Origin of the sequence: Variovorax atrisoli 110B (genome assembly GCF_000382045.1) — a bacterium.
GTDB classification, from domain to species: Bacteria; Pseudomonadota; Gammaproteobacteria; order Burkholderiales; family Burkholderiaceae_C; genus Variovorax; species Variovorax atrisoli.
The window spans coordinates 863,085-886,816 of record NZ_KB907450.1 but is presented as its reverse complement, the minus strand read 5'-3'; the positions used below and the strand labels follow the sequence as shown (position 1 = coordinate 886,816).

The window sequence follows — 23,732 nt, the reverse complement described above, 5'->3', positions numbered from 1 at the left end:
GTTCACCACGTGGCGTCGAGTCCCAGGTGCCTGAGCGCCTCGTGCCGCAGCTCGGCCAGCTTCGGGTCGCCGCGGTGGCGCGGGTAGGGCAGGTCGACCACCAGTTCCGCCGCGATGCGCGCCGGCCGGTCGCTCAGCACGATCACGCGGTTGGCGAGGAAGAGTGCCTCTTCCACGTCGTGCGTCACCAGCAGCGCCGAGAAGCCCGCGCGCTGCCAGAGGTTGACCAGCTCGCTCTGCATCGCGATTCGCGTGAGCGAGTCGAGCTTGCCCAGCGGCTCGTCGAGCACCAGCAGTTGCGGATCGTTGACCAGCGCGCGTGCCAGCGCCACGCGCTGCGCCATGCCGCCGGAAAGATGGTGCGGAAAGGCTTTCGCGAACTCGGTGAGGCCCACGAGCCTGAGCGCCTCGTCGACGCGGGCACGCTGTTCCTTCAGCACGCCGCGCGCCTGCAGGCCCAGCGCCACGTTGTCCCACACGCTGCGCCATGGATAGAGCGTCGGGTCCTGGAAGACGACGATGCGCGACGGATCGGGCCGGGTGATGGTTTCGCCGTTCTGGGTGATGGTGCCGGTGGTCGCGGGCTCGAGCCCGGCCACCAGCCGCAGCAGGGTCGACTTGCCGCAGCCGCTGGGCCCCAGCAGCGCGACGAACTCGCCGGGCCGCACCTGCAGGTCTACACCGTCGAGCACCTGCAGCACACCGCCGGACACCTCGAACCAGTGGCTGACGCCGCGGATGTCGATCTGCGCGCCAGCGGCATCTGCCTGGCCGGTCGGCGCGGGCGCGGGAGGAAGCACGGCGTTCGTCACCATTTCACGGTTCCCTTCTGCCAGGACAGCACGCGGTCGCGCACCTTGAAAAGCAGGGTGATGAGCCCGGAGCACAGCGCCGCCATCACGAGCAGCGCCGCATACATGTTGGCGTAGGCCGCCCAGCCCTGGGCCCACTGCAGATACCAGCCCAACCCGGCCTTCACGCCCATCATCTCGGCGGTGATCAGCACCGAGAACGATGCGCCCAGGCCCATGAAGAGGCCTACGAACACCTGCGGCAGCGCAGCCGGAATCGCCACGCGGAACACCAGGAAGCGTTCCGACGCGCCCAGCGTGCGCGCCACGTCGTAGTAGCTCTTGTGCACCGAGGCCACGCCCGACCAGGTGAGCACCGCGACCGGAAAGAAGGTGGCCAGCCCCACGAGGAACACGGCGGCCGAATAGCTCGAAGGCGCGAAGAAGAAGGCCAGCGGCAGCAGTGCCGACGCGGGCACCGGCCCCAGGAAACGCAGCAGCGGATGCACCCAGTACCCCGCGATGCGCGACCAGCCGATGGCGACGCCGGTGATGAAGCCCACCAGCGCGCCCAGCACGAAGCCGTTGGCCAGCAGGCGCAGCGAATGCACGGTCGACAGACCCAGGCGCTGCCAGTCTTCGTGCACCACGTCGATCAGGCTCTGCGGCGGCGCAAAGAACGGGGAGGGCAGCACACCGAGCTTGGCGGTGGAGACCTCCCACAGCGCCAGGCCCACGGCCAGTGCGACGAGCCATTGCCCGGCCGGGCGCAGGGTGCGCACCAGCCTGCCGGCGCGGCTGCCCAGCAGCGAGATGGCGAGGAGCAGCGCGGCAACCACCAGCGTGGCGATGCCGAACTCGCGGGTGAAGGCCCAGTCGCTGAAGCCGACCTCCTTGTTCGGCCACAGCAGGGTGAGCAGGCCCAGCGCGACCCATGCGGCCGAGGCGAGCAGGCCCGTGGGCCAGATGCCCGCGGGGGCGGCGGGACGCAGCGTTGCCGACTGCGCTGTGGCCGTGGCCCTGGCCGCACGGGGCGCGGCGGAGGCCGGCGCGTGCGCGCCGCCCTGCAATCCGAGCGGAGCGTCGAGGATCTGTTCGGCCGTGCTCATGCCAGGACGTCCAGCGACACGTGGTTGGCGAAGCGGACCACGTCGGTGCTCTTCTTCAGGATGCCCGCATTGCGGAAGTCGGTGGCGAAGGCCTCGACCTCGTTGCGCAGCGCCTTGCCGGCCGGGTGGTGCTTGTAGGTGAGCTCGGCCAGCAGCTTCTGCAGGTCTTCGAGCGGCACCTTGGGCGCGTACTTCGAGTAGATGCGCGCGGCCTCGTTCGGGTTTTCGGAAACGTAGTCGGAGGCCTGCGCAAGGGCGCGCACCACGGCCGCCGCGCGCGGCTTGTCGTTGCGCGCCAGCTCGCCGCGCGCGCCGACGATGCAGCACAGCCGCTCGGCGTATTCGCCCTTGGCGCTGTTGGCGATCTCGGTGAAGACGCCGGGGTTGCGCTTCTCGATCAGGAACACGTTCGGGTCGCCATCTGCGATCACCTGGATCTCGCCTTTCTTCACCGCTACGTCGAGCAGGTCGGCCGGGTAGACGCGCCAGTCCACGTCCTTCTCGATGTCGATGCCCTTCTTGGCGAGGTGGATGGCGTAGAACTGCCGCGCCGGGCTGTTCTGGTCCGACACTCCGATGGTCTTGCCCTTCAGGCTCGCCAGGTCGGTCGTCACGCCCGCTGCCTTGGCACCCACCAGCCGCAGGCAGCCGCCGTGCACGCTGCCCACCACCTTCACATCGAAGCCCGCTTCCAGCGGCTTCACCCAGCGATGGATCAGGCCCACGCCCAGATCGGCCTTGCCGGTGGCCAGCGCCTCCAGCATCTGGTCGGACGAGCCTGCCCAGTTGAGCAGCTCGACGTCGAGCCCGTTCTTCTCGAAGAAGCCGCGCTCCAGCGCCACGGGCACCGGCGCGAGGCAGAAGCCAGCCTGGCTCCATGCGAAGGTGAGCTTGCGCGGCTGCGAATTCGCGATGGTGGCGAGCAGGCCGCCGGAACCCACCACGGCCGCGGCCGCGCCGGCCTGCAGCACGCTGCGGCGCGAGGGCGGCAAATGATCGAGAGCAAAGGTCATCGCAGGCTTCTCCTCCGGAAAATACGAAGCTGCGAGTGTTGGCGCACCAAGCCGGCGCGGCCAACGAAGGAATGCGGCTATGGATATGCGCGCAGCTACTTTCCCTTGACGCCCCTGTTGCCGAAGCTCTCGGCGAGGAACTCGACGACGGCCTGCACCCGCGCCGTACGGCCCTTGCGCGTCGGTACCAGCAGCGTGACCGGCGCGGTGTCGAACTGCCAGTCGGCCAGCACGCGTACCAGCGTGCCGCGTGCCACCGCATCGGCCGCGTCCCACTCGGAGCGAAGTACCAGGCCCAGGCCCTGTTCGGCCCACTGCCGGGCCACGCCGCCGTCGTTGGTGACGTAGGCAGGCGAGATGCGAAGGGTTTCCCGGCGGGCCTTGGCGGCGGCTGCGCGGCCGGCCGGGCGCAGGTGCCACAGCGTCACGTCCTCGTCGTTCTCGCGGATGCAGATGCAGTCGTGCTGCAACACGTCGCGCGGCATGCGAGGGGTGCCGCGCTGGCGCAGGTAATCAGGGCTGGCGCACAACCAGCGCTCGTTGGCGCTGAGCGTGCGCGCCACCCATGACGAATCGCGAACCGTGCCGATGTGGATCACCGCATCGGCGTCGTGCCGGTCGGGCCACGGGGTCTCGCGCAGGTCGAGCTGCACGCCCAGCCCCGGGTGCAGCCTGGCGAAGCGCGCGAGCATCGGCGCGATGTACTGGCGACCGTATCCGAAGGGCGCGGCAATGCGCAGCGTGCCGGTGAGGCGCCGGTCGTCGCGCTGCATCGATTCGCGCAGCCCCTCGATCTGCCCGAGCAGCGCGGCCGCCTCGCGCGCGAAGCGCTCGCCCTCGGGCGTGAGGCTCAGCTTGCGCGCGGTGCGGGTGGCCAGCGACAGGCCGAGCGACGCCTCCAGCTTGCGCAGCCGCATCGACAGCGCCGGCGGCGTGACGTCGAGCGCCCGCGCCGCCGCGCTCAGCGATGGCTCGCGCAGCAGGGCGGCGGCAAGCTGCATGTCCTCGATCTGGATCGTCGTCATTAACTTGTGCTTAACGATTGATGACTGTGCATTGAAGCACAAGCATGGCTTCGGAACGTACAGTCGTTGCCCATGCAATCCTCCAACGCCTATCCGCGCGCCGTGCTGTTCGACCTGCTTACCGCGCTGCTCGACTCCTGGACCGTATGGAACGCCGCCGCCGGCTCCGAAGCGAAAGGCCGCGCCTGGCGCGCCGAGTACCTGCGCCTGACCTACGGCTGCGGCGCCTACGTGCCTTACGAGCAGCTCGTGCAGGAGGCTGCCCGCAACACCGGCATGGCCGGCTCGGCCCCCGATGCGCTCGAAGCGCAATGGGACACGCTGCCCGCATGGGGCGGCGCGCGCGAGCTGCTGCTGGCGCTCAAGCCGCACTGCCGCCTTGCCGTGGTCACCAACTGCTCGAAGCGCCTGGGCCATCGTGCCGCGGCACGGCTGGGCATCGACTGGAATGTGGTCGTCACTTCCGAGGAGGCCGGCTTCTACAAGCCCGATCCGCGCCCGTACCGCATGGCGCTCGACCAGCTGGGCGTGCGGGCGCAGGACGCGGCCTTCGTCGCGGGCTCCGGCTACGACATGTTCGGCACGTCGGCAGTCGGCTTGCGCACGTACTGGCACAACCGCGTCGGCCTCTCGCTGCCCCAGGGTGCGCCACCGCCCGAGCTGCAGGCACCCACGCTCGACGCCGCGCTGCCCTGGCTCCAATCCTTCGCCGAATGACTGAATGAAATAGGCCCACCCATGACAGAAACCCTCGCCACCATCGACACGCCCGCGGCCCTCATCGAGAGCACGCGCATGCAGCGCAACATCCAACGCATGCAAAGGCACATGAACGAGCTCGGCGTGCGCTTCCGCCCGCATGTGAAGACCAGCAAGTGCATCGAAGTCGCGAAGGCGCAGCGAGACGCGGGCGCTCTGGGCATCACCGTCTCCACGCTGAAGGAGGTCGAGCAGTTCTTCGCCGAAGGCTTCACCGACATCCTCTACGCCGTCGGCATGGCGCCGCACCGGCTGCCGCATGCGCTGGAGCTGCGCCGCCGCGGCTGCGCGCTGGGCATCCTCACCGACAGCGTGGCTTCGGCGCGCGCGATCGTCGAGTTCGGCCGCGCGAGCGGCGAGGCCTTCGACGTGCTGATCGAAGTCGACACCGACGGGCACCGCAGCGGCATCAAGCCCGAAGAAGACGCGCTGATCGAAGTCGGCCGCGTGCTGCACGAGGGCGGCATGCGCCTCGGCGGTGTGCTGACCCACGCGGGCTCCAGCTACGAACTCGATACGCCCGAGGCCCTCAAGGCGATGGCCGAGCAGGAACGCTCAGCCTGCGTGCGCGCGGCGCAGCGGCTGGGAGGGGCAGGGCTGCCGTGCCCAGTGGTCAGCGTGGGTTCCACGCCCACCGCGTTGGCTGCGGATGCGCTGGACGGTGTGACCGAAGTGCGGGCCGGCGTGTACGTCTTCTTCGACCTCGTCATGCGCAACATCGGCGTGTGCACGGAAGACGACATCGCCCTGAGCGTGCTGACCACCGTGATCGGCCACCAGGCCGACAAAGGCTGGGCCATCGTCGACGCAGGCTGGATGGCGATGAGCCGCGACCGGGGGACGCAGAAGCAGAAGTGGGACTTCGGGTACGGGCAGATCTGCGATGCGCAGGGGCGGGTACTCGACGGCTATGTGCTCAGTGGTGCAAACCAGGAACACGGCATTCTTTCGCGGGAAGGCGAGGCGGATGCGGACATTGCGGCGCGCTTTCCCGTGGGGACGAGGCTGCGCATCCTGCCGAACCATGCTTGTGCGACGGGGGCGCAGTTCCCGGAATATCACGCGTTGTCGGACGATGGCTCGCTGCGCGCCTGGGGGCGTTTTCACGGCTGGTGAGGTCCGCAGATTCGAGCACCCGATTCGCACGGACCTCAGCGCGCTGATACGAACTATCGACGTCGATCTGAGGTGGCGGCCCGAATGCTCCATCAGCATGGTTCCGTCGAGCCGGCAGCCGTCGCGCAGGATCTCAGAAAGACTGCTCCTCGACCACCCGCCGCACAGTCCGCAAGGCGCTGCGCAAACCATCCAACCCGACCGACCCCAACGCCAGCCGCAACGCGTGCGGCACATGCTTCGACGTAGCAAAAGGTTCGGCCGTGGAAACCGAAACGCCTTCACGCATCAGCGCCGCGGCAACCAGATCGGCCCGCGTCTCCTCCGGCAGCGGCAGCCAGGCGAAGTACGAGAACGGATGCCGCACGCACCCCATCCTAGCGAGCACTTCGCCGACGATGGCCTGCCGAGCCGACGCGTCCTGCCGCTTCTCCGATTCGAGCCGCTCGACCGTGCCGTCCTCCAGCCAGGTGCATGCGATGGCGGTGGTCACGCCCGGCGTGCACCACGTCGTGGTGCGGATCGCGCGCTCCAGCTTCGGCACCCACGCATCGGGCGCGGCGACGAAGCCGACGCGCAGGCCGGTCGCGACGTTCTTGGAGAGGCCCGAGACATACACCGTCGTCTCGGGCGCCAGCACGGCAAGCGGCGGAGGTGGCTCATCGGCCAGGAAGGCGTAGGCCGCATCCTCGATGACGAGCAGCCCGTGCCGCCGCGCGATGGCCACGAGGCGCTTGCGGCGGCTCGCGCTCATCACCCAGCCCAGCGGGTTGTGCATGGTCGGCATGGCGTAGACGGCACGCACGCGGCGCCGTGCGCACAGGCGCTCCAGCGCGTCGAGATCGGGGCCCTGGCCGGCGGCGGGCAGGGGCGCGAGTTCCAGCCGGTGCGCCTCGGCCAGCACCTTGAAGCCGGGGTAGGTGAGGGCGTCCACTGCGACCACATCGCCGGGCTGCAGCAACGCCATTGCAGTCACGGCGAGGCCGTGCTGGGCACCGTCGACGATCAGCACGTTCGACGGCTCCGCCGCGAGCCCTCGCGAGGCGAGGTGCCGGGCGAAGCAGGCGCGTTCGTGCATCCGCCCGCCGTGCGGTGCGTAGCGCAGCATCGCGTCGAGCTCGCCGCCGGCTGCGAGCTGCCGCAGCGCGCTGCGCAGCAGTTCGGCCTGCCCGGGCAGCGCGGGGTAGTTGAAGTTCAGGTCGACCAGGTCCGCCGGCAGGGCGCGCTGGTCGGCGCCGGGGCCCACGCGCAGCGAGGCCTCGCGCACGAAGGTGCCGCGGCCGACCTCGCCGCTGACCAGGCCCATGGCCTCCAGTTCGGCATAGACGCGCGATGCGGTGACCAGCGCAAGCCCGTGGCGCTCCGCCAGCTTGCGGTGCGTGGGCAGGCGGGTGCCGGGCGGCAGCCGGCCGGCGCGGATCTGCGCGGCGAGTTCATCGACCAGTTGCTTGTAGCGGGCTTCGGCCATCGTCGGTTCGATGTATCCATGACAATTCTTTGATTGTATTGATCGGCTCTCCTAGGATGGCGCCATTCCGGCTCCCGCTCCACCTGCCAACGATCATGCACATCGCCATCCTCACCTTCGACGGCTTCAACGAACTCGACTCGCTCATTGCGCTGGGCGTGCTCAACCGCATCAAGAAGCCTGGCTGGCGCGTGAGCATCTGCTGCCCGACGGCGGAAGTCACGTCGATGAACGGCGTCACCATCCGCGCGCAGTCGCTGCTCGAAGATGCGCGCCGCGCGGATGCGGTGGTGGTCGGCAGCGGGGTGAAGACGCGCGAGGTGGTCGCCAGCCCGGAGCTGATGGGGCGCCTGTCGCTCGATCCGCAGCGGCAGCTGATCGCGGCGCAGTGCTCGGGCACGCTCGTGCTGGCCAGGCTCGGCCTCGTCGAGGGCGTGCCGGCCTGCACCGACCTGACGACCAAGCCCTGGGTGCAGGAAGCCGGCGTGGAAGTGCTGAACCAGCCCTTCTTCGCGCGCGGCAACGTCGCCACCGCGGGGGGCTGCTTCGCGTCGCCCTACCTGGCCGGCTGGATCATCGCGCGCGCCGAGGGCGTCGAGGCGGCTGCCGACGCGCTGCACTACGTGGCGCCGGTGGGCGAGAAGGACGCCTACGTCGCCAACGCGCTGAAGAACATCACGCCGTATCTGCCGCGATGAGGTCCGCCGGCAACGTGGCCGCACTCGTAGCCGTTGCTGCGGCCTCCGGCTGCGGTGCGCAGCGTCCGTAGGTGTCGTCGAAGCGCACGATGTCGTCTTCGCCGAGATAGCCGCCGGTCTGCACCTCGATCACCTCGAGCACTGTCTTGCCCGGGTTTTCCAGCCGGTGGATCGCGCCGGAGGGCAGGTAGATCGATTCGTTCTCGTGCACCAGCCTCACCGTGCCGTCGCAGGTGGCGCGTGCCGTGCCCTTCACGACCACCCAGTGCTCGGAGCGGTGGTGGTGCATCTGCAGAGAGAGCCGGGCGCCGGGCTTCACCGTCAGGCGCTTGACCTGGAAGCGCTCGCCCAGGTCGATGCTGTCGTAGGCGCCCCATGGGCGCACCACGCGGCGGTGCTCGGTGGCCTCGGTGCAGCCTTCCAGCGAGAGCTTGCGCACCACCTCCGCCACCTGCTCGGCGCAGCCCGCGCCGGCCACGAGCACCGCGTCGGGCGTGTCCACGATGATGAGGTCCTGCGTGCCCAGGGCCACCACCGGCCGGTGCGGCGCGTGCACGAAGGTGTTGCGCGAGTTCAGTGCGCTGGCCTTGCCGCTGAGCCGGTTGCCGGCATCGTCGGCCGGATGCAGGCTGGCGACTGCGTTCCAGCTGCCCACGTCGCTCCACAGGCCCTCGAACTTGACGACGGCGATCTGCCGGTGCTTCTCGAGCACCGCGTAGTCGATGCTGTCGGCGCGGCACTGCTCGAAGGCGACGCGGTCCAGGCGCAGGAAGCTGCCGTCGCGGCTCGCCTTGGCCGTCGCGTTCTCGCAGGCTTGGAGGATGTCGACCGCGTGCTCGCGAAGCGCGGCGACCAGCGTGCGTGCCTGCACGAGGAAGATGCCCGCGTTCCAGCTGTAGCCGCCCTGCAGGATCAGCATCTCGGCCACCGCTGCGCTCGGCTTCTCGACGAAGCGCGCCACCGCGTGGCTATGGCCGTCGGCCAGCGCCTCGCCGGCCTCGATGTAGCCGTAGGCCGTGCTCGGGAAGCTCGGCACCACGCCGAAGGTGACGATGTTGCCGGCCAGCGCGGCATCGATGCCGGTGCGCACGGTGCGCTCGAACAGGGCGATGTCGGGAATGTGGTGGTCCGAGGGCGCGAACAGCAGCAGGTCGTCGGGTGCAGCCAGCAGCGCCGCCGACGCCATCGCGGCCGCGGTGTTGCGCGCCACCGGCTCCAGGATCTGCCGGCCCGTGACCCGGGCGTTGTCCACCGTTTCCTTCACCAGGAAGCGGTGGTCTTCCGAGGTCACGCAGGTGATGTCGGCATTCAGCAGCGCCAGCCGTTCCAGCGTGAGCTGCAGCAGGCTCTTGCCGCCGACCAGCGGCGCGAACTGCTTGGGCAGGGCCTTGCGCGACAGCGGCCACAGCCGCGTGCCGCTGCCGCCGCACAGGACCACGGGATGGATGGGAAGAGCGGTGTTCATGATCGGTCGCCAGCGTGAAGGAGGTGGTGGGTGGGGTGGATGGAGGGCCGTCCGGTTCAGATCAGCCCGGAATACGCGGCGTAGCTCACGGCCTGCGCGCGCGAGTGGACGTGCAGCTTCTTGTAGATGTTCTTGATGTGGGCGTTGACGGTCTGCCCCGAGATGCCCAGCCTGTTTCCGATTTCCTCGGTCACATGCCCGCGCGCGACGAAGCGCAGGACCTCGCACTCGCGCGCCGTCAGCGTCGTCGCGCGCGGCACGGGTTGCGCCACCGGCGGCAGCGCGCCCACCGGCCGGTGGCTCAGCCGCGAGAGCAGCCGGCGTGCCAGCCGCGGCGTGATGGCGGCACCGCCGTTGACCACCTGCAGCACCGCCTGGGCGAAGCTCTGCAGCCATGCGTCCTTCAGCAGGTAGCCGGTGGCGCCCAGTTCCAGCGCGTGCAGCACGTGCGCCTCGTCCTCCAGCACGGTGATGACGATGATCTCGGCCGAGCGGCGGTGCTCGCGCGCTTCCTGGATCAGGTCGAAGCCGGAGCCGTCGCCCAGCCGCAGGTCGACCATCAGCACGTCGAACTCGTGCGTGGCCACCAGCCGCCGGCCCTCGCGCAGGCTGCCGGCCTGGCCCTCGAGCTGTATGCGCAGGTCGGACAGCAGCTCCTGCGCGATCACGCGGCGCATGAACTCGTCGTCGTCCACGAGCAGCACGCGCACCGGCGCGTCTTCCTGCCCGGTCAGGAACCCCGGCCACAGCGGCGTGGCCGGTGCGCAGACCCCTGGCGGATAGCCCGACTGGCCGGCGCCCAGCTCGATGGCTGGGGTTGTAGCTTGTTCAGACATGGGTGTGCCCCCGGTTGGAGTGGATGTTGATGCCTCTGTCGTTGTTCTGGAAAAGCGCGGCCCCGGGCACCAGGGCGGGCACCGGGTCGTCGAAACCGTGCGGGTTGGCGCACTGCCAGCGCCAGCTGTCGGCGCACATCTGGTCGAGGTCGCGGCGCGCCCGCCAGCCGAGCGTGCGCCACGCGCTGCGCGCATCGGCCCAGTAGGCGGGGGCATCGCCAGGGCGGCGCGGCCCGATGCGCAGCGCGATGCGCCGGCCGCTCGCGCGCTCGAAGGCCGAGACCACTTCCAGCACCGATGCGCCGTGGCCGGTGCCCAGGTTGGCCATGAGGATGCCCGGCCGGCGCGCCGCGCGATGCAGGGCCGCCACATGCCCCTCGGCCACGTCCATCACGTGCACGTAGTCGCGCACGCCGGTGCCGTCGGCGGTGTCGTAGTCGGCGCCGTGCACCACCAGGTACTCGCGCTCGCCGGCCGCGACCTGCGAGATGTAGGGCATCAGGTTGTTCGGCGGGCCGTTGGGCAGCTCGCCGAGCAGGCCGCTCTCGTGCGCGCCCACGGGGTTGAAGTAGCGCAGGCAGGCAATGCCCCAGCGCGGGTCGGCTCGCGAGAGGTCGGCCAGCATGCTCTCCACCATCGACTTGGTACGGCCGTAGGGGTTGACGGGGCCGTGCGGCGCGGCCTCGGCGATGGGCGAGGGATGCGAGTCGCCGTACACCGTGGCGGAGGACGAGAACACCAGCGTGCGCACCCCCGCACGGTCCATGGCTCGCGCCAGCGCGAGGCTGCCGGCCAGGTTGACGTCGTAGTAGCCCAGCGGATCGGCCACCGATTCGCCGACCGCCTTCAGCCCCGCCAGGTGCACCACGGCGCGCACCTCGTGTGCCGCGAAGGCGCGGTCCAGTGCGGCTGCATCGCGCACGTCGGCGCGCACCAGCACGGGCTCGACGCCGGTGATGCACGCCACCCGCTTGAGCGAGCGCGCATCGCTGTTGACCAGCGTGTCGAGCACCACCGGCTGGTAGCCCGCCTCGATCAGCGCCACGCAGGTGTGGCTGCCGATGAAGCCTGCGCCGCCTGTCACGAGGATCCTGGGTGCTGGCATGGTCGTGTTCCTGGTGGCGGCGGCCGTCGCGTCAGGCGGTCGCGCAGCGCTGCAGTTCCTCTTCGAGGCGCTGCAGGATCACGTTGCGGTCGAGTTCGGCCTCGGCGAAGCGCCGGCCGATCGAGCCCATCAGCTCGCGCGTGGCGGGCGACATCGACAGCTGCTCGATGGCATCGGCCAGCGCGGCGGCGTCGCCGGGCTGCACCACCACGCCGCGGCCCCACACCGCCTCGCTGAGCGCGGTGCCGGCATGCGCCGTCACGATCACCGCGCGGCCGCTGGCGAACATGCCGCCCAGCTTCGAGGGCATGACCAGGTCGGCCGCGTCCGCGCGCTGGGGCAGTACGTGGATGTCGGCCATGCCCAGCAGTTCGTTGAAGCGCTCGTTGGGTTGCAGGTCGAGGAAGTGCACGTTGGCCAGCTGCGCGCAGGCGCTCGTGAGCGACGGGCGGCTCGGCCCGTTGCCGCAGAAGACGAAGTGGATGTCGTGCGAGCACACCAGCAGCCGCGCCGCCTCGGCCAGCAACTCGATGCCCTGCTTGCTGCCGAGGCTGCCGGCATATAGCACCACCACCGCGTCCGCCGGAATGCCCAGCTCCGCGCGATAGCCCTGCGGCGAGGCATCCGCAGCCAGCGGCGGCCGCTCGACGGGCCGGATCGCCTCCACGTCGACCCAGTTCGGGAACAGCACCAGCCTCGATTCGTCGACGCCTTTTTCCAGCGCCCTGGCGCGCATCGTGGTGGAGATGGTCGACACCCGGTCGAACCTGCGCATCAGCCAGCGCTCGGCCGCCAGCGCGAATCGCTTCACCCGGTCGCCACGCAGCCAGCCCAGGCCGAAGGCGGCGTCCACCTCGTAGTCCTGGATGTGCAGCCAGGACCGGGCGCGCAGCAGCTTGGCCAGGCACAGCGCGGCCGGCGCGCAGGACACGGGCGGCTCCACAACGATCACGACCTCCGGCCGCCAGAAGATCTGCGCCAGCAGCAGCGGCACGCTCGACAGCGTGAACGACAGCAGGTGCCCGATGCGCCCCAGCGCCCGCGGCTGCTTGGGCACCCATGTGGGCGCACGCCAGACCGTCACGCCGTTCCAGACCGACTTGCGGTACATCCAGGCCGAATGGCCCTCGAACACCGACCACTGCGGAAAGAAGGGCGGCGACGCGATCACCCGCACCTCGTGCCCGCGCGCCTGCAGCCACTCGGCCATCTCGCCCGAGTACTTGCCGATGCCGGCCAGCTCGGGCGCGAAGTTCATCGAGTAGAGGAGAACCTTCACGGCGCCGGCCTCCGCGCCAGCAGGCGCACGATGGGGAAGAAGCCGAAGTGCAGGCGCATGCGCGTCTCGTACAGCGCGAAGTCGCTCAGGCAGGCGATGAAGAACACGTAGTGCGGCCGCTCCGGAAAGAGCGCCACCACCGCCGCGTAGGAGGCCAGCCGCAGCGCCACCTCCAGCAGCGCCCAGCGGCCGAGCGAGCCCATCGAGGTCTTCAGCGAGAGCATCGTCTCGTGGTGGATCGTGTACGTGCGCAGCAGGAAGTACGGCGCGATGCACAGGAAGATGGTGCGAGCCTCGTTGCCCAGCTTCAAAAGCGGCGCCGCGACCGAGATGAGCACGGCCAGCCCCGCGAAGAGCGCGCAGCCCAGCAGGAAGCAATGCCGTGCGAGCCGCAGCCTGGCGGCCGTGAAGTTGCCCGCGTCGGTCTCCAGCATCGCGGGCGTCCGCGTGACCAGGAAGGCCTGCACGAACTGCGAAGGCGCCTCGGCCAGCAGAAAGGCGATCTTGAAGGCACCCACGTAGCTCAGCGGCATGAAGTACGCCACGATGAGCAGGTCCGACTTGCGCAGCAGGAACATCAGCAGCGAATACACCGTCGCGCCGGCCTGCGAGGCCAGTTCGAGTGCCGCGCGGCCCGCCGGCGGCGCCGCGCCGTTGGCCGGCAGGCCGACCGCCAGGCACACCACCACGACCGCGATCAGGTTGATGAGCAGCAGGTGCGCCACGCCCAGGTCGAAATGCACTGCGGCGCAGATGCCCACGCCCGCGACCAGTACGGTCGAGCGGATGCCGGCCTCCAGGTTCAGCAGCCCCGCGCGGCCGAGGCCGCGGCTGAAGGACAGGCGCAGGCTGTTGAAGGCGAACACCACCAGCGTGGCCACCAGGATGGCGAAGGGCGCATCGCCCACCGGCAGGCGCTGCAGCGTGAGGATCACGATCGCCAGCACCGTCGCCATCGGCATGCCGATGGCCAGCGTGCGCACCACGTCGCCGCGCGTCACGCCCGGCGGCACCGAGGCCGCATTGCGCGAGAACAGCAGCGAGCTGCCCAGCGTGGCCACCACCAGCGCCACTTCCAGCACCGACTGGTAGACCGAGTACTCGCCGAAGCGCGCAGGCGGAACGCTCGCTGCCATCAGGAAGATGGCAAGGAAGCCCGAAAGGTATACATACAGCCGCGAGGCGAGCGCGCCCAGCCCCGACAGCCATGCCGGGCGCGCACCGGGCAGCGGAAGCGGCAGGCTGGGGTGCTTCATGGCGCGGGCTCGCTCGATGCTCATTTGCCGGCCGGCACGCGGTGCACCCGGCGGGTGTCGAAGAGCCTGCGCGCGAAGGCGCCGGTGCGGAAGGCGTTGTTCTTCGCGCGGCGCGCCATCTGCAGCGCGTAGGTCACGGCGGCCACGGTGAGCGTGCGGCCGCGCAGCGCATGGGGCATCGCCATCTTCGCGCTGCCCTGGAAGTGCAGCGCCACCACGCGGACCGGCTCGCCCGAAGAGCTGGTCAGCCAGGCCTTTCCCTCGCTTCGGGCGATGCGCTTGGCACCGCCGAGTACCTTGAACTCCCCGCGATGCAGGTTGTGCGTGCCGTTGATGTTGTGGTCGACCACCATGCCTTCGAACACGCGGTTGATGGGGTCGTCGTTGCCGGTGGCGTGCGCCCAGAGGTAGAGCAGCGTCATGTCCGACACACCCCCGCGCACGCCGCGCGCGGCGAAGCGCTGCGAGATCTCGCGCAGCTTCCTGCGGCCCGACGGGGTCGCATAGGTATCGAGCACGCAGGCCACGAAGCGGCGCAGGCCGTTGGACGTCCAGTAGCTCACGTGCGGCGAGATCTGGCAGGGGTTCCAGCCGTCGGCCGACTGCATGCTGGAGCCCGAGAAGTCGGCCTTGCCCACCAGCCGCCTGATGTGTTCGCCCGCGCCCTCGAAGAGCAGCACGTCGCTGTCGATCAGCACGAAGTCGCGCACCTCGGGGTGGGATTCCAGAAACCGCGCCAGGAGAAAGTAGCGCCTGAAGCAGATCTTCTCGAACTCCGGCGAGTTGCTCGACAGATGCACGTAAGAGCGGCAGAAGCGCTCATAGGCCGGACCGGCGTCGGTCTCCGAGAGCACGAGCAGAGGCTCGCCGGCCAGTTCCGCCGATTCGCGGCAAAGCGCCAGGGTCTTGTTCTGTCGGTCTTCCACGACGATGAAGGGCAGGGGCGGATTCATGATGCTCGGGTTGGGGTTGATGGGGGTGACAGCGAAGGGATTCAGGGCCGGGCCGTCACGCTCTTGATGAGCGCCACGTGCGCGGGAACGAAGCGGCCGGCCGCGTCGATGGGCATGTCCAGCGTGAAGAGGCCCCGCGCGGTGGCCGCGTCGGCGATCCAGGTGCGAAGCTGCGCGGCGGTGAAGCGCGCAGGCGCGTCGCGGCCCCACGAGGCGGTCAGAGGCGTGAGCACGTGCAGCACCAGTTCCGAGGGCGGGCCGGTCAGGTGCGAAGGCGGCTGCATGTATTCGCCGGCCATCAGGTTCTGGCACGGGGCCGACTTGGCGCTGAAGCGCTCCGCACCTTCGCCCGCGTTGAAGGCCAGCCAGCGGTTGGTGGCGCCGGCGCGCGCGGCGCTGCACAGCATCTCCCAGCCCGCGGGCGTGATGCCCTTGGTGTTGTAGGTGCCGTCGAACCACCATCCGCTGGCCAGCGCGCCATAGCGCTCCGACCAGTCGCGGATCACGCTGGACCAGGCCGCGACGAATCGAGCCGGCGGGGGCTCCTGCTCAGACACGTCGCCCAGGCATTCCATCATCGCCCGGTCGCCCTGCGGCGCGCGGAACGGCAGGTACAGGATCAGCGCGATGCCCCGGCTGCGCAGCGCGCGGCCGATCTCCAGCGGCAGGTCGCGCGGCGGGCGGTTGGCCACGCTGGACGGGCAGAGCACTTCGAGCGCGGCGTTGGGCGCGATGTACTGGCCGCTGTTCTGCCCGAGCGTCAGGATCAGGTGCGAGACGCGCATCTCCGCCAGCGTCGAGGCGAAGGTCTCCACGTCGAAGCGCTTGATCTCGCCGATCGACTGCTTGTCGGGCAGGTAGTGCACCATCACGCCGAAGCCGGGCTGCGGGGTTGGCTGCGCACGGGCCGCGAGCGGCAGCGCCGCGGCCAGCAGCAGCGTCGCGAGCAGCCGCACGAAGCGAATCAGGCTCCCGGTCATGGCAAGGCTCCCGCGAGCGACAGCGTGCCGCGCTTGAGCATCAGGTAGCGCCGCGCCACGTTGGCCGGCGCGCAGGTGCCGGCATGCACCCATGCCGGGCGCGTGTGCCCGTGGTGCGCGAGGTACTGAGCGAGTCGCGCCGGCTCGTCGTCATCGCTGGCCTCGCTGCCCACGAAGAAGGCGTAGTCCGCGAACAGCTCGCGGTGCACCGGGATGTCCGACAGCAGCAGCGGCACGCCCAGAGTCGCCGCCTCGGCCGCCGAGAGGTTGAAGCCCTCGAAGGTGGACAGCGAGATGAAGGCGGTGGCTCCCTGGTAGAGCCGCAGCAGCTCGTCGCGCGGCACCAGCCCGCGATGCCGCACGCAGTCGCGCACCTCGGGCGGCATCTGCGACACCATGCGCTGCACTTCCGCCGCGCCATTGCCGGTGATGTCGAGGCAGTCGACCAGTCCGGCAGTCTTCATGCGCGCGAAGAGCACGAGGATGCCGGCGAAGTTCTTGTGCGGGTAGTAGTGGTAGGCCGCGATCAGGTAGCGCTCGCCGGGCACCGCCACGGCCGCGGGCGCGACGCGGTGCGCGTCCACCGGGTTGAAGATGACGCTCGAATGGGCGCAGCGTCCGAAGTGGCGCTCGAAGTCGCGCTGGCTGCTGCGGCTGATGAAGACCACGTCCGCCGCGCTGTGCGCCGCGCGCCAGAGGTTCCAGTCGAGGAAGAGCCGCTTGCCGCGCCCGAAGTACTGCGGATAGGCCTTGTACTGCAGGTCGTGCACGATGACCACCGAGTCGCGATGCCGCCCCAGCAGCGTGAGCGGCAGGTAGTAGTTCGGGAACACCGAGAACAGCTGCTCGCCGGTGAGCAGCGTGCGCAGCCGGTGGAAGTTGTAGAGCAGCGTGTCGAGCACGAAGCGGCTGATCTTCAGCCGCTGTGCCAGTGCGAACAGGCGCGGATGCCGCTCGCTCACAGGCACCACGCGATCGTCGGGTGCGAGCCGCATGTGGCGCAGCAGCACCTCCGACACGTTGAGCACGCCGCCGGCCGCCTTGTTGAGGCGCACGGTGTCGTAGTAGAGGTAGGTGGCCATGGCTGCGTCTTCTCTTTCTTGTTCTTCCTGCTTCATGCGCTCGGCAGGTGGCGCCGCACCACGCGCGTCGACGCGCGGCGGCTGCGCGAGCTCAGCGAGCCCGCGATGAAGGCGGCGATCAGGCCCGATGCAGCGAACGGGCCCCAGCCCAGGATGGGCCCGCGCATGAAAGGCACATAGGCGGCCAGCAGCACCAGCGCCGAGAGGTACGCGGCCGAGACCGGACGATCGGCCTGCACCGCCCGATCCACCGCGCGGAACATGGCCGAGATCGCGAAGCCGAAGAGCGCCGGCCCTGCCATGCCGAAATCGAAATACGCCGTGGTGAAGGGCGGCAACGAGAGGTTGCTCTGCGAGAAGTTGCCCAGGATCGCGCTCCAGCCCAGCGGGTCGAAGTCCGGGAACATCTTCAGGCTGCGCGGCAGGAAGAAGGAGAAGGCCGACAGCAGGTAGCGGCCCCAGCCCAGGTCGGGGATCGGTGCGCGCTCCAGGATGCCGGCCACCACGAACATCGCGTCGAAGTCCTGGCTGAATGGAAAGGTCCGCAGCTCCTCGCCCCAGATGCTGCCGCGCGAGATCAGGTTCAGCACCGGCCCCAGCCCGGCGATCGAACCGAAGACCAGGCCCGCGAGCAGCCAGCGCCGGCTGCGCGACAGCAGATGGATGAGCAGCGGCAGCAGCCCGATCAGCAGGATCTGCCGCGCCGTGTTCACCGGGTTGGCCGCGATCGCCGATAGCCCGAACGCGATGCACGCCGCGCCCCAGGACCACAGCGTGCGGCGGCGCATCGCATGGATGGCAAGCGCCACGAAGCACAGCAATACCACCAGCTTGGGCAGCGTTGAATAGAAGATGAAGTCGATGGCGAGGTTGTTGTCCTCGCCGCTCAGGCCCACGACGCCGCGCGCCACGAAGTTGAGCTCCGGCTTCACCAGCAGCGCCCCGAAGGCGAACACTGCGCAGCCCAGCAGCAGCAACTGCGCATTGGCGAGCTCGACCAGGCGGCCGTCGCGCCGCACCATCGCGTCGGCCGGCGCATCGCGCTCCCCCAGCCGCGCCGCCTCCACGCCCGCCATGTAGAGCACCAGCAGCATCAGCGCCTGCGTGTGCGATTCCGTGCGCATCAGGCCCGCGTCCCAGAAATCCACGTCGTGCGCGATCTGCATTGCCGGCGCGATCGAGAAGTAGGTCAGGATCGTCGTGTAGTGGATCAGCAGGAACACGCTGCCGCCGGCTCGCCCCAGCATCGCGAGCTGAACCAGCGCCAGCACGGCCACCGCGGCGTATCCCCAAGCCGGATCGACCAGCCCGCAGAGGGTGGCGCAGACGATGCCGGACCAGAAGGCGAGGGGGCGCATGGCGGGGCCTTGGGTGGATGGATCCGCTCGGCGGTTCAGGCGGGGGCCTGCACCTCGGTCAAGGCCTGTGCCCGGCTCGTGCCGATTTCCTCGACCGGCCGGATCGCCTTCTGGTAGTCGGCGTAGGTGCGGCGAAGCCCTTCGGCCAGCGGTACCGTCGCGTGCCAGCCGAGGCTGTGGGCGCGCGACACGTCCAGCAGCTTGCGGGGGGCGCCGTCGGGCTGCGCGAGGTCGTAGCGGATGGTGCCGGTGTAGCCCACCACGTCGCGGATCAGCTCGGTGAGTTCGGCGATGGAAACGTCCTCGCCGGTGCCGAGGTTGATGTGGCCGCGCATCGCGTCGGTCTGCTGGTCGTACTCGGCGCGTGAGAGGTTCATCACCGCCAGGCAGCCTTCGACCATGTCGTCGACGTACAGGAACTCGCGCCGCGCGCGGCCGCTGCCCCAGATCAGCACGCTGGGCGAGTTGCCGATCTTGGCCAGGTGGAAGCGCTGGATCAGCGCGGGCACCACGTGGCTGTTCTCGATGTGGTAGTTGTCGCCGGGGCCGTAGAGGTTGGTCGGCATCACGCTGCGGTAGTCGATGCCGTGCGTGGCGCCGTACTGCCTGTTGTAGCTCTCGCAGAGCTTGAGTCCCGCGATCTTGGCGATGGCGTAAGGCTCGTTGGTGGGCTCGAGCCTGCCGTTCAGCAGGTATTCCTCGCGGATCGGCTGCTCGGCCATCCGCGGGTAGATGCAGCTGGAGCCCAGGAACAGCAGCCGCTTCACGCCCGACACGAAGGCCTGGTGCGTCACGTTGGTGGCGATGGCCAGGTTCTCGTAGATGAACTGGGCCGGATAGGTCATGTTGGCGTGGATGCCGCCGACCCGTGCGGCCGCCAGGTACACCTGGTCGATGTGTTCCGTGGCGAAGAAGCGGGCCACGGCCGCCTGGTCGAGGAGGTCGAGTTCGGAGTGGGTTCGCGTCACCACCTCGTGGCCCAGTTCGCGCAGGCGCCGTGCCGTCGCCTGACCCACCATGCCGCGATGACCTGCAACAAAGATTCGCATATGAGCTTTCGTGAAGTGGTTGAATGGAAAAGGCGAGTCCGGTGTTCGGGGTCGGATGCCGTCGTCTGCTACCGTGACCCCCGCGCCCCCGTCACCACGCCGAAGGTCTTCAGCAGGATCACGAAGTCGCGCCACAGCGATAGGTGGGCGACGTATTCCGCGTCCATCGCGGCGCGGCGGCGGTAGCTGATCTCGTTGCGGCCGCTGATCTGCCACAGGCCGGTGATACCCGGGCGCACGGCGCAGTAGTGGGCCCAGTAGTCGCCGTACAGGTCCTTCTGCGCGAACATGCAGGGGCGCGGGCCGACCATGCTCATGTCGCCCTTGAGCACGTTCCAGAACTGCGGGAACTCGTCGATGCTGTACTTGCGCAGGAAGGCGCCGAAGCGGGTGATGCGCGGGTCGTGCTGCAGCTTCTGGTAGACGGCCCATTCGCGCCGCGCGGCCTCGTTCTCGCGCAGGTGGCGCGCGAGCACCGCGTCGGCATTGGCCACCATCGAGCGGAACTTGTAGAACTTGAACACGCGGCCGCCCTTGCCGTAGCGCGGCTGCATGTAGATGGCGGGGCCGCCCGACGTGTAGAGCACGCCGAGCCAGATGAGCGCGTAGGCCCATCCGAAGAAGAGGAAGAACGAACCGGCCATCAGGATGTCGGCTGCGCGCTTGGCGCGGCGCTGCCAGGGCTTGCCGCCCAGGGGCATGTAGGGCGCGGTGTTGGCGGCCGTGCCGACGCCGGGGCTGCCGCGGCCGCGGTCCGAGGAATGGGTGGATCTCAGCGTGCTCATGATTCGGCATGCTCCGGTTCGATGCGCCTGGGCATCACGGTGTCGGCCGTGTCCAGCTGGTAGGAGGGATCGCGCCGCGGCGCGGCGGAGCCGGCGGTGGGCGAATAGCCGTAGTAGCCGTAGCCGTAGGTGCGATGGCGCCGCTGCGAGGTGTCGACGGCGTTGAACACCACGCCGTGGAAGGCCGCGCCCACGTGCGCGAGGCGCTTGCTGCTCTCGAGCAGCTCGCCCATCTCGCTGTTGTCGGCGCGGGCCACAAGCAGCACGGTGCCCATGCTGGGTGCCATCGCGGCGGTCTCGGAGGCGAGCAGGGTGGGGGGCGCGTCGATCACCACCACGTCGTAGCGCGCCGACAGCAGCGCCAGCGCATGCGCGAAGGTGTCGCTGGTCATGAGGACGGCCGGGTCGGCGTGGGGCGTGCCGGCGGACATCACGTCGAGGTAGGGCAGCACCTGGTGGTGGATGGCCTGCTCCAGCGCCACCTCGCCGGTGATCACGTCGGCCAGGCCGTCGCGGCGCTGCAGGCCGAAGTCTTCCGTCAGGGTTCCGCGGCGCAGGTCGCCGTCGATCAGCAGCACGCGCTTGCCCGACACCGCCAGCAGCGTCGCGAAGTTCGACGACACGAAGGTCTTGCCCGCGCCGGCCGTGGCGCTGGAGATCAGGATGCGGTTGTTGGGTGCGCCCACCATCACGAACTTGAGCGCGGTGCGCAGCCGCCGCAGGCCTTCGAGGGCCGGGTCCTCCACGTGCAGCGCCGCCAGCACCTTGATGCCGGGCTTGCCCTTGCGCACCGCGCGGTCGAGCACGCGCTGCTGCGTGCTCAGCGGAATGCTGCTGTAGACGTTCAGCCCGGTGATCGCCTCGATGTGGTCCGGGCTTTCGATGGAGCGCTTGAGGTTCTTGCGCGCGAGCGCCGCCGCGCCCCCGGCGAAAAGGCCGCCGGCCAGCGCCAGCGCGACCACGATGATCGACTTGGGCCGCACCGGCTTCTCGGCGACCAGCGCCTGGTCGAGCACGCGCACGTTGGCCACCTTGCCTTCCTTGGCCAGCCGCATCTGCAGCGAGCTGTTGAGCAGCGTGGCGTAGAGCTCGGTGTTGACCTTGATGTCGCGCTGCATGCGCACCGTGTTCTGCTGCAGCATGGGCATGCGGCGGATGCGGCCGTCGATGGCGCCCAGTTCCCTCTTGAGCGAGGCGATCTGCGCGTCCAGCGTGCGCACCATCGGGTGCTCGGCGGTGAAGCGGCCCACCAGCTCCAGCCGCTTCTGGTTGGCGTCGAGCAGCTTGGTCTGCAGGTCTGCGTTCTGCGACAGGGCATTGCGAGCCTCGTCGTCGAGGTTGATGGTGCCGTTCTGGTTGCGGTAGCGGTTGTAGGCGTCCTCGGACTGCTCCAGCTGCTGCTTGAGCTTCGGCAGCTCGGTGCCCAGGAAGCTCAGGGCGCGCTCGGCCTGAACCGTCTTCTGCTCGATGTTCTGGCGCACGTACAGGTTGGCGATCTCGTTGAGCACGCCGGCGAGCTGATTGCGGTTCTCGGCCTGCAGGCTGACGTCCATCACGCCCGACTGCTTGCCCTTCTCGACCACGCGCAGGTCGCGCTGCAGGCCCAGCAGCGTGAGCTGCTTGGAATGGCGCACCAGCTCGAAGGCGGCGCCGGGGCGGGCTTCGAAGGAACCCACGAGCAGGTGCAGGTTGCCGCCAGGCACCGTGGCGTCCAGCGGCACGCCGACGGTGCCTCGCAGCGGCGACTCGAGTTCGGGGCTGCTCAGCGTGTAGTTGCCCTCGCTGCCGGCGACCAGCGTGAACTTCTTGCCTTCGAGGGCCGGCGGCACGTCCATCTGCGCCACCGCGATGTGCTCGGTGCCCGAGACATAGTTGCCCCAGCCGAACACGCCGGGCGTGGAAAGCCGGCTCGAATGCCGCGCCAGGAACTCGCCCACCACCGGGATGTAGCGCGGCTTCGCGTCGATGTAGAGCCGGGTGTTCTCCATCGCCTGGCCCAGCACCATGCGCGAGCGCAGGATCTCGGTCTCGCCCGCCGTGGGCGTCTTCACGTTGATGCTGCCGCCCCCGTTGGCGTCGCCGGGGAAGTTGCCGCCTGAGCGGTCCGGGTCCTCCACCTGGATCAGGATGTTGGCCTCGTACACGCGGGTGCCGAAGAGTGCGTAGCCCACGCCCACCAACAGCGCCAGCGCCGTGATGCCGGCGATCAGCCAGCGGTTGTCGATGAGGATGTCGAGGTACTCGTGGAACCGGGATTCCCGGGGCCACGCCGTGGTCTCGAGCACCATCGGGGAGGCGCCCGCGGGCGCGGGAAGGGTCGGCTGCCAGTGCGCGTTCATGAAGTCACCTTCTTGTGGGCTGCGGCTTCGGTGTCCGGACGGGCGCGCCTAGCGGCGGGCGGTGTCGCGGGCGAGGTTGATGACCTGGGCGGCCGGGAGGATCAGGCTGAACACGCGGCTCCAGCTCACCAGCGGCACGCGGTCGACGTACACCACGTCGCGCGGCTGCAGCTCGAAGCGGTCGGCCAGCGCGAGCGCTACCGGGTTCTTCGCGTTCAGGTTGAAGACCTGCTGCACGTCGAGGTTGTCCGGCGCGTTGCGCACCACGTAGATCTGCCCCGGGTCGGAGGTGGTCAGGTCGGGCCCGCCCGCGTCGCCCAGCGCCTCGTTCAGCGTCAGGCGGCCGTTGTTGCGCATCTGCAGCGCCGACGGTGCGCGCACTTCGCCCATCACGTAGACGCGGCTGTCCTCGCGCGTTCCGACGTTGACGATGTCGCCGTTGCGCAGCGGAATGTTGTTGGCGTCGGCGCCCAGCGCCTGCAGCATCGGCAGGTTGATCACCGTCGAGACGCCGCCGCGCGTGAGCGTGACGTGCGCGCGGTCGCCGGCCTGGGTGAAGCTGCCGGCGCGGCTGATGGCCTCCGACAGCGTCATCGGCACGTCGGTGAAGATCTGCAGCCCCGGCGTGCGCACCTCGCCCTGCACGTAGGCGCGCTGGCTGCGGAAGGACTGGATGCGCACCGTCACCTGCGGGTCCTTGATGAAGGCCTTGATGCGGTCCGCGATCAGCTCCGAGGCGCCGCTCTCGGTCAGGCCCTGCACCTTGGTGCGGCCGATGTAGGGAAAGAAGATCTCGCCCTTGGCATCGACGATGAAGCCTGGCGCCACGGTCACGCCGGTCGGGTCCGACTGCTGGGCGATCACCGCCCCGGCGTTCGGCAGCAGCTCGGGGTGGTCGTAAACGATGATGCCGACCACGTCGCCCGGCCCGATGGTGTAGACCGGCGCCGCGGTGAAGAGCCGCTTGATGTTGTCGGGCACGCCCGTCGGCCGCTGCGCGATCTGCGAGCGGATCAGGTCGGGCGTGATCGGGATGATCTTTCCGCTGTCGGCCGAAGCCGTGCTGTCGCCCGTGGTGCTGGTGAAGCCCAGCGGCGCCACCGTGCCGAAGCCCGGCGCGCAGCCCGCCAGCGTCACCAGCCCGATGGACACCAGCATGGCCAGGCCCAGCCATCGCAGGCGGGCCTGCGCTTGCGTCCGGGCCAGGGCCGCGAACGATGGGATTGCGCGCGGCTGTGTCGCTGGATCGTGGCGTTGCATGGTGGT

At 69.5% G+C, this 23,732-nt stretch carries 21 protein-coding genes; 3 read left to right on the top strand and 18 right to left on the bottom strand.

The annotated features are described in order from the left end of the window. Window positions 1-2: 2 nt before the first annotated feature. The 4 genes from G369_RS0104130 to G369_RS0104115 all read right to left on the bottom strand — a co-directional run bounded on the left by G369_RS0104130 (window position 3) and on the right by G369_RS0104115 (window position 3,938). Window positions 3-815, bottom strand: a complete 813-nt coding sequence (locus G369_RS0104130; RefSeq protein WP_019652713.1) for an ABC transporter ATP-binding protein — start codon at window positions 813-815, stop codon at window positions 3-5. Continuing rightward, entirely contained in the window at window positions 809-1,900 is a 1,092-nt protein-coding gene (locus tag G369_RS0104125) for an ABC transporter permease (protein WP_019652712.1), read from the bottom strand. Before G369_RS0104125 ends, G369_RS0104130 begins: the two co-directional genes overlap by 7 nt. Further along, window positions 1,897-2,913, bottom strand: coding sequence for an ABC transporter substrate-binding protein (locus tag G369_RS0104120; RefSeq protein WP_019652711.1), 1,017 nt, complete (start codon window positions 2,911-2,913; stop codon window positions 1,897-1,899). Before G369_RS0104120 ends, G369_RS0104125 begins: the two co-directional genes overlap by 4 nt. Before the next feature lie 95 nt (window positions 2,914-3,008). After that, window positions 3,009-3,938, bottom strand: a complete 930-nt coding sequence (locus G369_RS0104115) for a LysR family transcriptional regulator (protein WP_019652710.1) — start codon at window positions 3,936-3,938, stop codon at window positions 3,009-3,011. Between the two features lie 72 nt (window positions 3,939-4,010). Here G369_RS0104115 and G369_RS0104110 point away from each other — a divergent pair, with 72 nt between their 5' ends. Together G369_RS0104110 and G369_RS0104105 are read left to right on the top strand one after the other, a co-directional pair. Beyond that, the gene (locus tag G369_RS0104110; protein ID WP_019652709.1) at window positions 4,011-4,655 is read left to right on the top strand and encodes an HAD-IA family hydrolase; all 645 of its coding nucleotides are present in this window, start codon (window positions 4,011-4,013) and stop codon (window positions 4,653-4,655) included. Between the two features lie 21 nt (window positions 4,656-4,676). Continuing rightward, the gene (locus G369_RS0104105; protein WP_019652708.1) at window positions 4,677-5,813 is read left to right on the top strand and encodes a DSD1 family PLP-dependent enzyme; all 1,137 of its coding nucleotides are present in this window, start codon (window positions 4,677-4,679) and stop codon (window positions 5,811-5,813) included. 133 nt (window positions 5,814-5,946) lie between these two features. Here the strand turns inward: G369_RS0104105 and G369_RS0104100 are convergent, their stop codons facing one another. Then, window positions 5,947-7,281, bottom strand: a complete 1,335-nt coding sequence (locus G369_RS0104100; protein WP_019652707.1) for an aminotransferase-like domain-containing protein — start codon at window positions 7,279-7,281, stop codon at window positions 5,947-5,949. Window positions 7,282-7,376: 95 nt separating this feature from the next. Here G369_RS0104100 and G369_RS0104095 point away from each other — a divergent pair, with 95 nt between their 5' ends. Beyond that, complete coding sequence (locus tag G369_RS0104095) at window positions 7,377-7,979, top strand: DJ-1/PfpI family protein (protein ID WP_019652706.1); 603 nt, start codon at window positions 7,377-7,379, stop codon at window positions 7,977-7,979. On the opposite strand, the gene G369_RS35390 is transcribed toward G369_RS0104095, so the two are convergent. The 13 genes from G369_RS35390 to G369_RS0104030 all read right to left on the bottom strand — a co-directional run bounded on the left by G369_RS35390 (window position 7,957) and on the right by G369_RS0104030 (window position 23,726). Continuing rightward, complete coding sequence (locus tag G369_RS35390; protein ID WP_019652705.1) at window positions 7,957-9,444, bottom strand: mannose-1-phosphate guanylyltransferase/mannose-6-phosphate isomerase; 1,488 nt, start codon at window positions 9,442-9,444, stop codon at window positions 7,957-7,959. The two genes, G369_RS0104095 and G369_RS35390, sit on opposite strands and share 23 nt — an antisense overlap. A 56-nt stretch (window positions 9,445-9,500) precedes the next feature. Further along, the gene (locus tag G369_RS0104085; protein ID WP_019652704.1) at window positions 9,501-10,280 is read right to left on the bottom strand and encodes a LuxR C-terminal-related transcriptional regulator; all 780 of its coding nucleotides are present in this window, start codon (window positions 10,278-10,280) and stop codon (window positions 9,501-9,503) included. Further along, the gene (gene galE / locus G369_RS0104080; protein WP_019652703.1) at window positions 10,273-11,385 is read right to left on the bottom strand and encodes a UDP-glucose 4-epimerase GalE; all 1,113 of its coding nucleotides are present in this window, start codon (window positions 11,383-11,385) and stop codon (window positions 10,273-10,275) included. Before galE ends, G369_RS0104085 begins: the two co-directional genes overlap by 8 nt. Window positions 11,386-11,416: 31 nt before the next feature. Next, the gene (locus G369_RS0104075) at window positions 11,417-12,664 is read right to left on the bottom strand and encodes a glycosyltransferase WbuB (RefSeq protein ID WP_019652702.1); all 1,248 of its coding nucleotides are present in this window, start codon (window positions 12,662-12,664) and stop codon (window positions 11,417-11,419) included. Further along, a complete protein-coding gene (locus G369_RS0104070; RefSeq protein WP_019652701.1) occupies window positions 12,661-13,920 on the bottom strand; it encodes an MATE family efflux transporter in 1,260 nt (419 codons plus the stop codon). Before G369_RS0104070 ends, G369_RS0104075 begins: the two co-directional genes overlap by 4 nt. Window positions 13,921-13,940: 20 nt before the next feature. Beyond that, window positions 13,941-14,873, bottom strand: coding sequence for a hypothetical protein (locus G369_RS0104065; RefSeq protein WP_019652700.1), 933 nt, complete (start codon window positions 14,871-14,873; stop codon window positions 13,941-13,943). A 41-nt stretch (window positions 14,874-14,914) separates the two neighbouring features. Continuing rightward, a complete protein-coding gene (locus G369_RS0104060) occupies window positions 14,915-15,853 on the bottom strand; it encodes a hypothetical protein (RefSeq protein WP_019652699.1) in 939 nt (312 codons plus the stop codon). After that, complete coding sequence (locus G369_RS0104055) at window positions 15,850-16,935, bottom strand: glycosyltransferase (protein WP_020722950.1); 1,086 nt, start codon at window positions 16,933-16,935, stop codon at window positions 15,850-15,852. Before G369_RS0104055 ends, G369_RS0104060 begins: the two co-directional genes overlap by 4 nt. Before the next feature lie 32 nt (window positions 16,936-16,967). Beyond that, window positions 16,968-18,293, bottom strand: a complete 1,326-nt coding sequence (locus G369_RS0104050; RefSeq protein WP_019652697.1) for a hypothetical protein — start codon at window positions 18,291-18,293, stop codon at window positions 16,968-16,970. Between the two features lie 35 nt (window positions 18,294-18,328). Next, window positions 18,329-19,342, bottom strand: a complete 1,014-nt coding sequence (locus G369_RS35385) for a GDP-L-fucose synthase family protein (RefSeq protein ID WP_051127528.1) — start codon at window positions 19,340-19,342, stop codon at window positions 18,329-18,331. A 68-nt stretch (window positions 19,343-19,410) separates the two neighbouring features. Next, the gene (locus G369_RS0104040; protein WP_019652695.1) at window positions 19,411-20,127 is read right to left on the bottom strand and encodes a sugar transferase; all 717 of its coding nucleotides are present in this window, start codon (window positions 20,125-20,127) and stop codon (window positions 19,411-19,413) included. Continuing rightward, window positions 20,124-22,466: a polysaccharide biosynthesis tyrosine autokinase gene (locus tag G369_RS0104035; protein WP_019652694.1), complete on the bottom strand. Its 2,343-nt coding sequence runs from the start codon at window positions 22,464-22,466 to the stop codon at window positions 20,124-20,126. Before G369_RS0104035 ends, G369_RS0104040 begins: the two co-directional genes overlap by 4 nt. A gap of 48 nt (window positions 22,467-22,514) precedes the next feature. Further along, window positions 22,515-23,726, bottom strand: a complete 1,212-nt coding sequence (locus G369_RS0104030; protein WP_020722949.1) for a polysaccharide biosynthesis/export family protein — start codon at window positions 23,724-23,726, stop codon at window positions 22,515-22,517. Window positions 23,727-23,732: the final 6 nt, after the last annotated feature.

Excerpts from the sequence above, each read along its gene's own strand:
- galE (WP_019652703.1), bottom strand. The coding sequence starts at position 11,385 with ATGCCAGCACCCAGGATCCTCGTGACAGGCGGCGCAGGCTTCATCGGC.
- G369_RS0104115 (WP_019652710.1), bottom strand. The coding sequence starts at position 3,938 with ATGACGACGATCCAGATCGAGGACATGCAGCTTGCCGCCGCCCTGCTG.
- G369_RS35385 (WP_051127528.1), bottom strand. The coding sequence starts at position 19,342 with ATGCGAATCTTTGTTGCAGGTCATCGCGGCATGGTGGGTCAGGCGACG.
- G369_RS35390 (WP_019652705.1), bottom strand. The coding sequence starts at position 9,444 with ATGAACACCGCTCTTCCCATCCATCCCGTGGTCCTGTGCGGCGGCAGC.
- G369_RS0104095 (WP_019652706.1), top strand. The coding sequence starts at position 7,377 with ATGCACATCGCCATCCTCACCTTCGACGGCTTCAACGAACTCGACTCG.
- G369_RS0104060 (WP_019652699.1), bottom strand. The coding sequence starts at position 15,853 with ATGACCGGGAGCCTGATTCGCTTCGTGCGGCTGCTCGCGACGCTGCTG.
- G369_RS0104105 (WP_019652708.1), top strand. The coding sequence starts at position 4,677 with ATGACAGAAACCCTCGCCACCATCGACACGCCCGCGGCCCTCATCGAG.
- G369_RS0104130 (WP_019652713.1), bottom strand. The coding sequence starts at position 815 with ATGGTGACGAACGCCGTGCTTCCTCCCGCGCCCGCGCCGACCGGCCAG.
- G369_RS0104110 (WP_019652709.1), top strand. The coding sequence starts at position 4,011 with ATGCAATCCTCCAACGCCTATCCGCGCGCCGTGCTGTTCGACCTGCTT.
- G369_RS0104055 (WP_020722950.1), bottom strand. The coding sequence starts at position 16,935 with ATGGCCACCTACCTCTACTACGACACCGTGCGCCTCAACAAGGCGGCC.
- G369_RS0104065 (WP_019652700.1), bottom strand. The coding sequence starts at position 14,873 with ATGAATCCGCCCCTGCCCTTCATCGTCGTGGAAGACCGACAGAACAAG.
- G369_RS0104070 (WP_019652701.1), bottom strand. The coding sequence starts at position 13,920 with ATGAAGCACCCCAGCCTGCCGCTTCCGCTGCCCGGTGCGCGCCCGGCA.
- G369_RS0104100 (WP_019652707.1), bottom strand. The coding sequence starts at position 7,281 with ATGGCCGAAGCCCGCTACAAGCAACTGGTCGATGAACTCGCCGCGCAG.
- G369_RS0104035 (WP_019652694.1), bottom strand. The coding sequence starts at position 22,466 with ATGAACGCGCACTGGCAGCCGACCCTTCCCGCGCCCGCGGGCGCCTCC.
- G369_RS0104125 (WP_019652712.1), bottom strand. The coding sequence starts at position 1,900 with ATGAGCACGGCCGAACAGATCCTCGACGCTCCGCTCGGATTGCAGGGC.
- G369_RS0104030 (WP_020722949.1), bottom strand. The coding sequence starts at position 23,726 with ATGCAACGCCACGATCCAGCGACACAGCCGCGCGCAATCCCATCGTTC.
- G369_RS0104120 (WP_019652711.1), bottom strand. The coding sequence starts at position 2,913 with ATGACCTTTGCTCTCGATCATTTGCCGCCCTCGCGCCGCAGCGTGCTG.
- G369_RS0104050 (WP_019652697.1), bottom strand. The coding sequence starts at position 18,293 with ATGCGCCCCCTCGCCTTCTGGTCCGGCATCGTCTGCGCCACCCTCTGC.
- G369_RS0104085 (WP_019652704.1), bottom strand. The coding sequence starts at position 10,280 with ATGTCTGAACAAGCTACAACCCCAGCCATCGAGCTGGGCGCCGGCCAG.
- G369_RS0104040 (WP_019652695.1), bottom strand. The coding sequence starts at position 20,127 with ATGAGCACGCTGAGATCCACCCATTCCTCGGACCGCGGCCGCGGCAGC.